Origin of the sequence: Streptococcus porcinus, assembly GCF_901542335.1 — a bacterium.
Classification (GTDB): Bacteria; Bacillota; Bacilli; order Lactobacillales; family Streptococcaceae; genus Streptococcus; species Streptococcus porcinus_A.
In genome coordinates, this window is record NZ_LR594036.1 from 1,257,808 (window position 1) to 1,270,800 (window position 12,993).

Genomic DNA, 12,993 nt, shown 5'->3' on the forward strand with positions numbered 1-12,993 from the left:
TTCCCCTCTATGAAATAGCTGCCGCCCACGCACCAACGGTACCTATTCGATTTGCTATATCTTTTAAGATATAACCCAAACGCTGACCTTTGATGTACATTTCGTTAATATATATTTCATCAATAGGATTGAGTGATGTTCCAATCATTGCTTTGTAAGTATCTTGGTAGGTTGTGTTAGGTCTAAACACATACTGATTATTGACACCATTGATATTTTCAAATACCCAGCCGCGATCACTAGAATTCGCTGAATGCGCAATTTTTAAAATATCTGATGAAATTTCAATTCTGTCTACAATGCTGTCACCAGTTCCGCTTCCGCCAGCGTAGATATTGATGCCAGTAAAGCCACCATCTAAATTATTTTCCGTTCGCAATCGATTAGTTCCAATTGATGTAATAGCAGCTGTTAAATTAGATTTTGTTCCCGATCCAATAATCCGATAATTATTGTCATTTGGTTGAGTACCAGTGCTAAATTTAATAAATTGATTTGGCAATCCTGCCACAACACGTCTAATGGCAGGGTTATCATTGTACATCTCCATCTGCCCTTTATTGAGATCAATAGACATAGCACCATTTAAAGCAGTTAAAACACCACCTTTTACCAAAGTCGCAGAGATTTGGCCCGACGTAATGTTACTTGCGTTTAAATTTATTACGGATATTTTACTTGCGTCAATGGTACCGCCGACAATTTTGTCCGCAGTCAAGTCTTTTATCATTGCATTAGTAATAATTCCGTTGTCAATTAGTGTTTGACCAGTTATTTTTACATACTTACCATCAATTCTGACAGTACCGTCAGCCAAGTTTATTTGGCCAAGTATAGATCCACCAGAAGTCAGATTTTTAACCGACCATGAGTTAGCAGTTTGAGTTACCGTTGTTTGTATAGATGCGATTTTGTCATCTAACTCTTTTTTAGATTTACCAAAGGCCGATGATATCGTACCTGTTTCCAACTGTGCATTATCAATTGCTAATATTGCATTTGATGAGAAACCAAAACCATAAATTAAAAATGAAAACGTCTTACTAAAATCACAAATATCCTTGTTAAATGGTACTTTAACGGAATATCTATTCCAAGACCCAGCAGTTATTGAGTTGACTGTAAATTGTCCAGCATGGAAATTAGTTGCACCAGTCAATTTATTAACATAATAAAAACCACCAAATAATTTAGTGCCAGATAGATCAGCGTATGCATCAAACGACAACATAAAATCATTTGTAGTATCGAGAAAATCAGGCATGATAGTTTTGCCAATCGATTGAGTTATCGCTTTCCAATTCCTACTGCCATCAGACTCATTAAAGATGACAACATTATTTCTTCCACCGAAGGAACCGCTATAGGAATGATAAGAGGTTGTTGCATTTGGTATACCGCCATTATAAGTTGACCAATATCTAGGACCTTGTGAATAAGTAACACCGCCAACCACAAACGAAGTCTTATTATCCGTTATCTCAAAATCAGCATTTAAAAGTAGATTATTCCCGCCGGCTGACAAATTTTGCACTGTTGTTACAAGTCCATCAGCAGTCTGAGTGACTGTCGATAACCTACCGTCAATATTACTTACAGATGACTGTATACTGTCTACTCTTTGAATTGTAGTCGTTAGAGATGAACCCTGCTGTCCTATTTGTTGAGTGTGACTATCTACTGTATCTTTAACAGTATTTACTTTAACTGTTAAACTGTCTGCTTTGTTTTCGACCCTTGTAATCTCACGACTAAAGCTATCTGATGTCTCTTTAATTTTGTTATCAGTAATCACTGTAGCCTTGTTATTAATCAGTGATTCGATGCTTGTTTGTGATAATCGTGTACTAATTTCTGTCGCAGTCTGCTTTATCGATGTCTCAGCGCTAGACATTCGTCCAGTTAAATTATCTACTGTAAGCTGACTTGCTTTAGTAGATATGTCAGTTTTGTTTTGAGTAACTTGCGTTTGTAGACTGCTTAACGTTCCATCAGCAGACTTTTTATTTTCTGCAATTTTGGCTGTATTCTGGTCAATAGTTTGTTTATAGTTTGATAAAGTCTGAGTAATCTCACTATCTTTACTAACTAATGCAGTGTAATCAGTTTGTAGACCTTTTACAGTTCCATCAAGTTGAGTTAATGTCTGATTTGTAGCAGTGTAATGATCACCTTCTATTTTCGACAAAGCGGACATCTGATCAGTTAATTTTTTAGACTCACTAACTATGTTAGACAAGGCAGATACTGCATTAGCCTTTGCATTGTCAGCAGTAGACTGAGCTTGACTTATTAGCTCATCTTGACTGACATTTTTTGCAACAATTGCATTATATTGTTCTTCGTCTAGCGCCCCGTCTTTACCTTGATATGTATACTTTATATCAATAGTGTCGGGAATATTTTTGTCAGTATATGATAGTGTTGTTTTTGACCAAAGCACCTCTCCTTGCCCGACAGCTGGCCTGCTATCTGACCAGTTTGTAGGTTGGGTTGATATTGATGTCGTCTTGCCGTATGTGACTTTTCCTGACTCAATGCCATTCCCTTTTTCGCCATCGTTAACATTGATAAAAGTTAACTCTTTACTAAATGTAATAGCATCAGTAACATCAACCTCAAGTCTTAGATTAAGTTTTCCATCAGTCAGCATGTCAGGCTTTATCATCACTTCTAAGCCGTTTGATAATAGTTTTGTTCCGTTATACCACCTTTGGCCTAAAACGGCCGTCTGAGCTCCATTTTTGCTGAAATTAAACGATACATTAGATGACCCTGTATTATTTTTAAATACAGTGCCACCAGTTGTGTTAAATGTAATATCATAGCTCGCAGGACTTTCAATGCTATTCTGTAATGCTAACCCTTGAGCTGATATTTTAGACGCTAAGCGTTTGAAATTAGAAAACGTGACTTCATTTGTACCTGTTAGCAAATTCCAAGTGATCTTCATCACTCGTAATGATCCTAAAATGCCATAACGGCCAATCCCTTTGTGATTGAGAATTACAGTGTCACCAACTCTGACATCAAATGACCCTGAAACTTCAATGGTTTCTTTGCCATAACAAACATTTTTAATCCACTTTAAGCCCTCTGACTCAAGTTTTGCAACATCATCAGTATCAATGTTTAGTTTCCATAGCAAAAAATCATCTATATCTAGCACTTTCGGCATATTTTCAGCAGCTATTGGTGCATAGATGCGGTTGTTTTTTTGATAAAACTCAGTTTGACCTTGTTCGTTTTTCCAAACTGTGCCACGGTTACCAAGCCTCAAGCCATCTTTTCCGATTGGTTCAATGGCTGTTTTAATATCGGTCATATCAAAAGCTCGGATGACATCATTTGAGTTGTCAATCGTGATTTCAAAATCCCGTCTGTTTCGGCCAACGCCTTGATAATTCGCACCATCATTCGCTCTATAAATGTTAAGGATCAGCTTATCAAATTGGCCGTTACGTTTTTGCTTGATTTCAAACTCACACTCACCGCCAAAATTGTTGATAATTGATATTAACCGCTTATACTTAACATCTTCACCATCATACTTTAGGGTCTTTTTGCTAGTTGCTAGTTCGTTCACGCCAATTTCAAAATTGGCATAAGGGAAAAATTCCATCGCTGTCAAATGTTCAACAATTGTCCTAGCTGGTTGATTTTCATAAGCTAAGCAATTTTCACTTAACATTTCAAGGTTGAAATAGTCACCAATAATTGAAATAGTTTTTGATTTGGCATTTTCTTTAAATTTAACAATTGAAAATCTAAAGAATTTACCTAAAAATCTAAATGCAAGATAACCATTTTCCTTGATACCCCACCACTCACCGCTTTCCTTTGAAAATTCAAACTCAACCTGATGTGTAGCCTCTTCAAAAAATGAGGTCAAGGATGCTTTATTAATTTTGATAGCATTTAATAATGCATTATCAGCAACTGCCGTCTCATGCATATTTTTGTCATAAAACGTTATTTGCACTATCTGAACCTCTTTCTATACTTGACTTTGACCGTTGGCAATGTCCTCAAAAAGCTTGAAAAATGCATTTTCATAGTTGATTTTCCAGGTGGCAACTTGATATATTCTGAGCCTAAAACTGTGCTTTCTGGCATGCCATCAACTGTAACTTTGCCAATCTCATTATTAAAAACAATATTTACATTACTAGAATATCTGTTTGGGACGTCCAAAATTACGGGAACGTGATGTTTTTGCCACATAAAATCACTAATAAACATGTCTGTCACTTGTTGACTACCTTTATATTTAAGTAAGAAAACATGCACTTTAGCACTCTTTTTGCCTTTTAGATAATCAGATTGATGCTTTGTGTACCCTCTCTCGTAAAATGTGATTACATCATCATTTCTATACATTGCCATATTTCCGTTTGAGTTCATAAACGGATTTTCGTTCAAAATATGACTAGCTAAAAACGTTGAGCGTCTAACCATGTCATAACCAACGGGATTGTTAGGGTTTGCAATCATACAGTTAAATTCTGCGATGTTTGAGTTAGATCTCTTGATAGTCTCAACACCGTACAAGAAATTGCCATTTTCATCAGATACACAAACCTTAATTGCTGATTTTTGAGGCAATAAACCAGTATGAAACACTTGACGCCAATAAATCGTGTCAAACAATGTCCCGACTTCACCGTTTACATCAGCTTTGGTCGAATAGGTCAATGATTGGCCATTGAGTGCATTGGTTTCTGTTCCAGGATTTGCAAGATAAAGCCAATCAACATCAGAAATTCCATTTGTCCGTTTGACAATTCCAAGCGTCCCTGTAAGTGATTGATAGTTGTCATTAGCTATCCCGACACGCTGAGTTCCTGATGATAGCATCAGATTAGCGTTAAATGGCTTGAAATTGACCATCATCTCTGAGTTTTGAGCGGTTACAGTATCAACTTCCTCAACATTACCAATCTCAAGACTGCTATTGTCAGTAGCAATCCCAACAAATCCATTATCAGCATTATTAGTCATTTCAATAATCGGGCAAGCTGGTGCAGTGCCCTGATTATCAAAATCAACTGTGATGATGTTGTTTGCGGTTGTTATCTTGTCAGACTGGATTTCTTCATAGCTTCTACTGTATGCATAGCCGTCAAGCGTTTGAAATTTGATTTTGATATCTTGAAACCATGAAATCCCATTTGACTCATCAAATCTTTCAACAACTCTTGCATAATACATTAACTCAGGTTCATCACTGAAAATTAGTTCATAGTAGCTATCAGTCATCACAATCCTGCGTAATTCACGCTTTTTTTGTTGCATGCTGCGACTGTCTGTTGTCTTCATTTTTACAGTGAGAACAATCTCATCTTGATTTGCTCTGTCAATGTCAATCACTCTAAAAAATTGTGACAAATCAACATTATTAAACTTAACTGTTAACTCACTCATGCAAATAATCCCTCAATTCTATCTATATCTTGACTAACTTCTTTCTGAACCTTATATGTTTCTTTTTTTGTTGCTGTTGCAATTGTCATGCTATCAACATCAACGTGAATTGGTTGTTCTGTTGCCTTTTCAGCAACTTTAAGCGCCTTTTCGATAAGTTCATCTGATTTCTGTTTGTCACTCTTGATATCGGATTTAACTGTTTGTTCAGTGCTTGTCTTGAGTTTAAATTGACTTGATAATGTACTCTTACCAATTCCGACTAAATCCTCAATATTAAACCTGAATGCTGACATCTCTTTTTGAACATATGCTAGGCTATCGGTTACATCAGAGGTGTTTTTCTCAATACCAACTGCAATACCTTGAGCAATATAACGGCCTACATTGTCCCTAAAGAGTCGAGACGGTGAGTGAATTTTAGCCTTAGCTTGTGCTGCTCTCTCAGCTTGAGCAACTAATGCATTAGCTGCAGCTGTAACTGCTCCAAGCGCTGAATACATACCTTGAGCCAAACCTTGGCCAATCATGGCACCAATTCCACGCATGGCACCAACACCTGACATACCAGCTGAACGAACTGCTGACATCAATGCATTCATCGCACCTGTCGCTGAACCAATCCCGCCATTTATACCATTAGCTATATTTTGAGCGGTCTGTTGTCCAATTCTTGTTCCCTCTGATTGCATCTGTGAACCAACTGATCTAACAGTGCTTAGAATAGCATTCATTGCTGATTGCACTGTTCCTTGCATTGATGTGAATGCACTAGATACAAGTAAGCAAGATGTCGCAACTTGATTAATTTGTGTCGCAGTCATATCAGCCATTGACCCAACCCTGATAAGAGCTGTTACAACTACGCTAAGTTGAGCTCCGAACATTAAAAAACCAGCAGAGGCCATTGCTAACGCTGGTGTAATTGTCATAATTTGCATCTTCAACATTGCGATAGGTGCATTAACAACAGATAAACTTGATGCACTAGCAATAATCTGTGAAGAAAATGTACTAAAACCAACAGATGCCGACATTAAAACAGAAGGTATTGTACTGATTGAAGCTTGTAATGTAGTAATAGCTGATGATATTCCAGTCATTCCAGCAAGAGCCATTGTTGAACTTGTTGTAAGCATTGTCATTCCTGTTGCTAATTGTGTCATGCTTGAGCCAACTATTGCCAAACCAGCTCCACTAGCTGCAATTTTACCTAAACCAACTGCAACTGCTGTAAGAGATGCAGCCATATCACCAAATCTTGTATTTGTAATCATAACAACACCTTGAGCAAGAGATTTAAAACCTGTTCCTGCTTTCAGTGCAGCATTTCCAATACTTGTGATGACACCAGAAACACTATTCAATACACTAACAAATGCTCCGCTTACAGCTTCTACGACTGTTGAAACAGCATTTGCTAATTTTTGAAGCGCAGGTGCGCAGATGTTTAAAGCTACACCAAATGCAGCAACACCAGCTGATGCAACTAATAATCCAGCTCCTAATAACACGGTAGCTGCTCCTGCCAATGCGGCTCCAACTGCCAAAGCTGTTAATCCCACTCCAGCAACTAACAATCCTGCTCCTGCCACCAATGCACCAACTCCAACCGAAAGCAAACCAGCAGAAAGAGAAATAAGTGCAACAGCTGCACTAAGTCCATAAGTAGCAATAGTTGGCAACTGAGTTGCTAGTAATGCAATACCTGCTCCTATCATTAAAATAGCACCACCAAAAGCTAGGATCCCTACTGCTCCAGCTGTCAGCGCAGGAGCTAGAGCAGTAGCACCTGTAGCTAATAGAGCAATTCCTGCTGCAAAAGCAACCATAGCTATTTGTGCGCCAGTACCAGCTGAAGCTAATTGAGAAGCCGCTTGTACAAGCACATATACTCCGGTCGCAGCCAAAATAAAACCAGCTCCAACCATTAATACTCCAGCCCCCATTTTCATCACTGATACAGCTGCAGCACCTGCTGTTGTCCCAACAGCTGTATTTCCTGCGCTCATTGCAGCACTTGCTCCAGCATTTGCAGCTTGTGCTGCCGTTAACCCAAAAATATTAGCAATCAATGAAATCAATGTCTTACCAAAATCAAATGCTGACTTGAGAGTACTAGCTATTTTGATTCCTTTTTTAAGCGCAAATAACCCAGTGTTAAAAGCTATTATCCCAGTCGCTAAATTTCGGAATACGCTAGGATCTAACTTAGATATCCAACTTGCAACATCTTCAATTTTCCCTGCAATTTGAACAAATGCATCTCCAATAGTTGTTGCAAAACTTGTTATTTGTGCTTTATTGCCAGTTATCGATGAAACAATGTGACTAATCGCTTTACCAACTGCGCTTAAAAATGATTGAATCGCTGATACAGCTCCAGTCCCTTTAAAAATAGAAAAGAATTGTTGTAATTTGGATGTGGCAGAAGAAACCGTACTAGCTATCTTGTTAATAACAGCTTCTATATTGATACCATCTAAGAAAGTTCCGAGACCGCTAGCTAACTTGTCAAAATTAACCTTATCAATTGCAGAAGATAAGACATTAATTGCTTTAATTCCAAAAGCATTTACTTTATCAAATGCTGGCATCAACTTATTTGATAGACTTTCCTTTGCTCCATCAATAGCCTGATCAACAGTTTTGAACTCAGTAGCCATATTTTGAAAAGCGTCTGAGTTCCCTGCACGTTCCATTGCCGCAAAGAAATCTTCAGTTTTTACTTTTCCATCATTTACTGCTGAAACTAGCTCAGCTGTTGTCATACCCATTTCTTTAGCAACAGCAGCCATACCAGCAGGAGCTTGCTCCATCATTATTTTAAAATCCATCCAAGCTACCTTTGGTTTAGCTGCCATTTGTGTAGCTTGTACAGATAAAGATTTCATTGCTTGGGCTGGATTTTCAGCAGAAGCGGCAAGTCCGCCAAAAGCCTTAACTAAACTACCAACATTTTTAGTCCCTACTGCGTCAAGCTGAGCATATGTGCTAGCCATATCTGACGCCGAATATATTGTTTTAGTGGCAAAATCTTGCATTGCTGATTTAGCGGCTTTAATTACTTCAGGCGAGCGACCAAACGCTTGTAAATTCCCTTCAAAGGTTTTCCACGCCTTGGCAGAACCGTTAAGCTCAGAAACCATGTCACGTATACCATTGTTGACAGTACTTATACCAGCTGTTAAAGCTGAGCTAACAATATTAGCTCCTAAAACGGACTTAAAAACAGACCCAACTTTTGAGTCTGCACCTTCTAACTGTCCAAAAAGTGATTTTAGCTTGCTAACACCAGACTGTGCCCCTGAACCGTCTAGGTCTACTTTAATTGTTACTGATCCATCTGCCATGTGTGCCCCCTTTCTTTAGTAGTCGAAATTTTGCGGTAACGCATATTCTTTTTTGAGTTTTCTCATTTGCTCTTTATATTTCCTACTGTCTCCCTCTTGCGGTTTATAAGAGCGTATTTTTAGCACCTCTGCAAACTTTGTGTTGCTTGGCAATCCATTAAGTAGCGCATTGAATTTTTTCCAGTGAAGGCTATTCTGAACGTCTATCAAATCTATTTTGTAAGCTTGCATAAACGATGCATAAATATATTCAGCATCGTATTTAAAACTAAAAATAGGCTTTTCATCGCTTGAACTGCTTTTGGAACGTATTTTGCTTTTTATGGGATTTCCAGCTAAATCAAGCACTGGTGCAGTGTCTTTTGCAGGAATTAACTTAATATGTTCGTCAAAAATAAGTTTAAAAACAAGAGTAGCATCTTCTATACTTAATATTTGAGTAAAATCAACGTCTGTAAAAATTTGAATAGCTAGAAAAGGCTTATAAACTTCATCAACAACATCATCATTAATCAATTCAATGACCTTAAAAACCTTGTTGAATGAGATGTTCATTGGATAAACTTTATCAGCTAACACTAACTCATCGGTTAATTTCCTTGATAAATCAAGCATATTAGTCACCTAAATACTTTTTAAGAGTATCTCCGTTGTTATTTTTTTCCCATTCTGACATAATTCCGTTTACAGCTTCGAGCAAATAAACCATGCAGTCAATTGTTGTACCTTCGGAGAATTTATAGACTTTATCAAATGCATTTTCATCAAAAAGCTCAGTCCACGACAACTTGACTAAATCGTGCAATGTTTCAAACGCTTGACTGTCAACATCATTTACCGTTTCTGATATTTTAGCTCCTTCAGACTCTAATTTTTTGCCAACCTCTGTCATTTTTTTAATACTTTGGTCGTTAGCTAAAAACTCAAGCTTAAACTCTCCGAAATCTACTGGGATAACATTATTACGCTTTTTAATTACTACCATTTTTCTTTTCCTTTGCTAATAAAACTCAAAATTGGGAGCAAAAACTATTGCTCCCGACAAAAACTATAATACGTCTAAGACAGCAGACTGCTTAGGAGCAGAGTCCCAAGTAACCGTCGCTTCAAATTTTTCAAATTCCGATGCTTCACCACCCCCAATTTTAATGTCTGAAACAGTCGCAACTCCCGAATACTGAGTTTTTCCGTCTGACTCAACAATTTTAAACCAAACAGTTCGCGCATCACCTACTTTAAATCGCATATCTGCAATGATTTTCTGCGCAGCGTCCTCTTTGATATAATCACCTTCAAACGAGTAACCGTGCTTAACACCTGTTACTACCGTTTTTTTAGTTCCATCACCATTATAGTAAGTAACATCATCTGTCTCTTCGTCGCTTTCGACATCGGCCGTTGTTACGCCATCAGCAAGCCACTTCCACGCTTCTTTTTCAGGCTCTTGCGTGGCAGTTTCTGGTGTCCAAGGTGCTATATAGTGTTTGCGTAGTGCATTTTTTTGTTTTGGCATTTAAATTCCTCCATATGTTTCAATTTTTGCTGTAACATCCAGCATATAAATATAAAAGCCTTGCTCATCACGATCATTTAAAAATGGCTGTGACACCTCAAGTCCTCTAAATTCATAACTATTATTTTTACTTGGTAAATCAAAATTAAAACCAGCGAGGGCATGATTGATAGACCACAAAATCCTACTGGTTTTTTGGTGATCTGTAGTTTTTATAGCTACTTCAAAAACCAAGCTGATATCTTGTTTGCCATTTAGATATTCTTTTTCTATTTTCCCGCCAGGTAAGGGATAAAGGACAAGTCCTTCGTGCTCAGATAAGTAATCTAATTTGCATTTTAAAGGCACACCAAGCGTGTTGATAAAGTCTCTAAGGACTTCTGCAAAATCATTATTCATGTTTTAACTCCCATTGCTCTTAGACCGACCTTGCCCCAATACTTAACATGCAGAGCTGTAGCTTTCTTGTCCCACCGCTTGCCTGTTCCAGGAGTGGTGTACTTCTTAAAGGTAAAGCTCCTATGCTTGTTGTAGCTTGAGCCGTAGAACTGGGCTCTGGCATAAGGTCCAGGGTATCTTACTCCGTCCCTTGTAGCCTGACCACTACCGCTAAGGTTTCCGCTCTTACGTGGGATAAATGGAGTCATGTCCATCATCATCTGGTTAGCTATCGCTAGCTTGCCTTTAGCTAAGGCTGCTGATGATACCTTTTTTTCAATGTCCTTAAGGTCAACTTTTACAGATACTGTTACACCCATCAAACACACTCCACTTCATAGCAAAAAATCTTGTTTTTATGTGGATAACTAACTGGTATTACAGCAATCACTCTGTATTCACGCTGACCATCATTAATAACAGCATTTTGATAAGTATCATCGATGACTATCGGACAATATTTTGGATACACAAAAAGGACGCTAGCTTTTGTTTCACTGCGTCTATTTCCTGTTCCTTAAACTCCAAATCGTCTGTCAAATCTGACATTTGACAGAGTCACAGCTTCGGACAATACTGGTTTCCCCCATCCGTCTTTTTCTTCTGTGGTTTTACGAATAGTTACAGTATCGATCAATAACCGTTTATCAATATCTGTCATAACCTACCCCCCTGTAGCCAAATCCTACGCTTTTAAGAGCGTTTATTGCATCGAGTGATAAATTATACATAGAGTTCTCAAGAGATGTCTTAGAGCTTTCTTTGTAACTTATTGATGTCCTTCCTAATGATACGCTTGACATTGATTGTTTAGCATCAGCTGTCATTATTCCAGTTGCATCTAAATATGTGATTTGAAAAGCAATTGCTATCTTAACTGCTTTTTTTCGTGACTCTATATCTGTTTCAAAATCAACAGTGTTATAAAATCCATCTAAAAACAAGTTGATTGTAATCTCTGCTCTTTTCAGCAAATTGTCGAAATTAGCTACATCATCAAATCCAAAGTCTTTAAATTCATTAGCTGTCAAAAAATCTATAACAACCACCCCTTTCGTTTAAAAAAAGGCGGTTATTTTCCCGCCTTGACTTCTTTTTCAACTTCTGTAAGTAGAGGGCAGAGGTCGGGATGTGATAACTTCCCAACTTTGTTGATACGCTTCGCTTCAGCGATAGTCATGCCTTCTACGCTATCTTCATCATACCCCTTGCCTTCGAAAACAAAGTTATGATTTACTTTAAATTTAGACATCTAACTTACTCCTCCGCTTTGTAACCTTGATTTTCAAACGCCGAAATCATAATAGGGTCACTTAAAGCGAATTTAACCCCATCTTTTACAAAGATTACTTCTTTTTCTTTTAGAAACTCTTCAGTTGGTTTTTCGTTTGCTTTTTTAGGCATATGATTACTCCTCTCTACTAAGCGGTTTTATGGACGAAGATAGCCTTTTTCTTGTTGTCAAGAACAAAGGCATCATAACGAATCCGCCCCTCAACAAGCTGTCCGTTTATTCCTGGTGGGTTATCATGGATTTTGTAATCTTCCAGTTTGATTGGTGATGTTGTTGCGATCGGATGAGCAACAACAAATGCTACATTAAGTGGCAAGCGTGATGTCGGAGTGAGAACAACCGACATTCCATCAATCATACCGACTTGCCCTTTAATAGTGATTTCTTGTCCGAGATCAGAGTTTTTTACAAACGCTGGATCTAACTTGATAAGTTTGTAAAATGCAGGCGATACGTGCAATTGACGTCCAGCGACAGGAATATAAGCATCTGTTAATGCTACTTGAGCATCAAGCACAGACTCGTATGCGTTTTCTTTTGTGATTTCCTGTGTCTTAACATGACTTTCATCTGCTCCAGCAACAATAGTTGCAAAGCGATATGTATCAATTTCGGGAATAATAACCTCTGTAAGTTGACGTGCTAAAGCTTTGCCAGCTTCCATTACCCCCATTGTGTCCTGAGTTGATTTTTTATCAATCGTAAACGTAAACGAACGATCTTTTTTCAAAATCATTGTTTGTACTGTATTTCCAAGTTCTTCAGCTGTACCATATCGATTTACACCTGAAGCTGTATAGTCATTCATTTTTGATGTTGGTACAGAATATACTTTTACTGTGTCAACTCCAGTAAAATCGAAGTCCTGATTAATAATTCCTGTTGAAAGTGCTTCTTTTGCGAAGCGCTCATCAACTTTAGTGTCAAATTTAGATGCGTAATTTACTACCATGTAATAATTCCTTCTTTCT

At 37.8% G+C, this 12,993-nt stretch carries 12 protein-coding genes and 1 pseudogene; all 13 read right to left on the reverse strand.

The window, feature by feature from the left end:
- Positions 1-7: 7 nt before the first annotated feature.
- The 13 genes and pseudogenes from FGK96_RS10580 to FGK96_RS06005 all read right to left on the reverse strand — a co-directional run bounded on the left by FGK96_RS10580 (position 8) and on the right by FGK96_RS06005 (position 12,974).
- A complete protein-coding gene (locus FGK96_RS10580; protein WP_232045803.1) occupies positions 8-3,982 on the reverse strand; it encodes a gp58-like family protein in 3,975 nt (1,324 codons plus the stop codon).
- Complete coding sequence (locus tag FGK96_RS05955) at positions 3,982-5,424, reverse strand: distal tail protein Dit (protein WP_138082234.1); 1,443 nt, start codon at positions 5,422-5,424, stop codon at positions 3,982-3,984. Before FGK96_RS05955 ends, FGK96_RS10580 begins: the two co-directional genes overlap by 1 nt.
- Positions 5,421-8,777 carry a tape measure protein gene (locus tag FGK96_RS05960; RefSeq protein ID WP_138082236.1) on the reverse strand — a complete coding sequence of 1,119 codons (3,357 nt, stop codon included), beginning with the start codon at positions 8,775-8,777 and terminating at the stop codon, positions 5,421-5,423. The genes FGK96_RS05955 and FGK96_RS05960 overlap by 4 nt, the downstream gene beginning before the upstream one ends.
- 15 nt (positions 8,778-8,792) lie before the next feature.
- Positions 8,793-9,392 (reverse strand): Gp15 family bacteriophage protein, encoded by a 600-nt coding sequence (locus FGK96_RS05965; protein WP_138082238.1) that lies wholly within the window; start codon positions 9,390-9,392, stop codon positions 8,793-8,795.
- Between the two features lies 1 nt (position 9,393).
- Positions 9,394-9,762 carry a hypothetical protein gene (locus tag FGK96_RS05970; RefSeq protein WP_138082240.1) on the reverse strand — a complete coding sequence of 123 codons (369 nt, stop codon included), beginning with the start codon at positions 9,760-9,762 and terminating at the stop codon, positions 9,394-9,396.
- A 63-nt stretch (positions 9,763-9,825) separates the two neighbouring features.
- Entirely contained in the window at positions 9,826-10,290 is a 465-nt protein-coding gene (locus FGK96_RS05975; protein ID WP_138082242.1) for a phage tail tube protein, read from the reverse strand.
- Positions 10,291-10,689 carry a minor capsid protein gene (locus FGK96_RS05980; RefSeq protein ID WP_138082244.1) on the reverse strand — a complete coding sequence of 133 codons (399 nt, stop codon included), beginning with the start codon at positions 10,687-10,689 and terminating at the stop codon, positions 10,291-10,293.
- Positions 10,686-11,048 carry a minor capsid protein gene (locus FGK96_RS05985; protein ID WP_138082246.1) on the reverse strand — a complete coding sequence of 121 codons (363 nt, stop codon included), beginning with the start codon at positions 11,046-11,048 and terminating at the stop codon, positions 10,686-10,688. The genes FGK96_RS05980 and FGK96_RS05985 overlap by 4 nt, the downstream gene beginning before the upstream one ends.
- Positions 11,048-11,389 (reverse strand): annotated as a pseudogene (locus tag FGK96_RS05990) (putative minor capsid protein). The gene FGK96_RS05985 and the pseudogene FGK96_RS05990 overlap by 1 nt, the downstream one beginning before the upstream one ends.
- Entirely contained in the window at positions 11,376-11,768 is a 393-nt protein-coding gene (locus tag FGK96_RS05995) for a hypothetical protein (RefSeq protein ID WP_138083509.1), read from the reverse strand. The pseudogene FGK96_RS05990 and the gene FGK96_RS05995 overlap by 14 nt, the downstream one beginning before the upstream one ends.
- A gap of 32 nt (positions 11,769-11,800) precedes the next feature.
- Positions 11,801-11,980 (reverse strand): hypothetical protein, encoded by a 180-nt coding sequence (locus tag FGK96_RS06000; protein ID WP_138082248.1) that lies wholly within the window; start codon positions 11,978-11,980, stop codon positions 11,801-11,803.
- A gap of 5 nt (positions 11,981-11,985) precedes the next feature.
- Entirely contained in the window at positions 11,986-12,132 is a 147-nt protein-coding gene (locus tag FGK96_RS10465) for a hypothetical protein (RefSeq protein WP_172601604.1), read from the reverse strand.
- 17 nt (positions 12,133-12,149) lie between these two features.
- Complete coding sequence (locus FGK96_RS06005) at positions 12,150-12,974, reverse strand: N4-gp56 family major capsid protein (RefSeq protein WP_138082250.1); 825 nt, start codon at positions 12,972-12,974, stop codon at positions 12,150-12,152.
- Positions 12,975-12,993 lie beyond the last annotated feature (19 nt).

What these genes read in the sequence shown, in the direction of transcription:
- FGK96_RS05955 (WP_138082234.1), bottom strand. Translation starts at nt 5,424, where the DNA reads ATGAGTGAGTTAACAGTTAAGTTTAATAATGTTGATTTGTCACAATTT.
- FGK96_RS05985 (WP_138082246.1), bottom strand. Translation starts at nt 11,048, where the DNA reads ATGGGTGTAACAGTATCTGTAAAAGTTGACCTTAAGGACATTGAAAAA.
- FGK96_RS05960 (WP_138082236.1), bottom strand. Translation starts at nt 8,777, where the DNA reads ATGGCAGATGGATCAGTAACAATTAAAGTAGACCTAGACGGTTCAGGG.
- FGK96_RS05965 (WP_138082238.1), bottom strand. Translation starts at nt 9,392, where the DNA reads ATGCTTGATTTATCAAGGAAATTAACCGATGAGTTAGTGTTAGCTGAT.
- FGK96_RS05980 (WP_138082244.1), bottom strand. Translation starts at nt 10,689, where the DNA reads ATGAATAATGATTTTGCAGAAGTCCTTAGAGACTTTATCAACACGCTT.
- FGK96_RS06005 (WP_138082250.1), bottom strand. Translation starts at nt 12,974, where the DNA reads ATGGTAGTAAATTACGCATCTAAATTTGACACTAAAGTTGATGAGCGC.
- FGK96_RS05975 (WP_138082242.1), bottom strand. Translation starts at nt 10,290, where the DNA reads ATGCCAAAACAAAAAAATGCACTACGCAAACACTATATAGCACCTTGG.
- FGK96_RS06000 (WP_138082248.1), bottom strand. Translation starts at nt 11,980, where the DNA reads ATGTCTAAATTTAAAGTAAATCATAACTTTGTTTTCGAAGGCAAGGGG.
- FGK96_RS10465 (WP_172601604.1), bottom strand. Translation starts at nt 12,132, where the DNA reads ATGCCTAAAAAAGCAAACGAAAAACCAACTGAAGAGTTTCTAAAAGAA.
- FGK96_RS05970 (WP_138082240.1), bottom strand. Translation starts at nt 9,762, where the DNA reads ATGGTAGTAATTAAAAAGCGTAATAATGTTATCCCAGTAGATTTCGGA.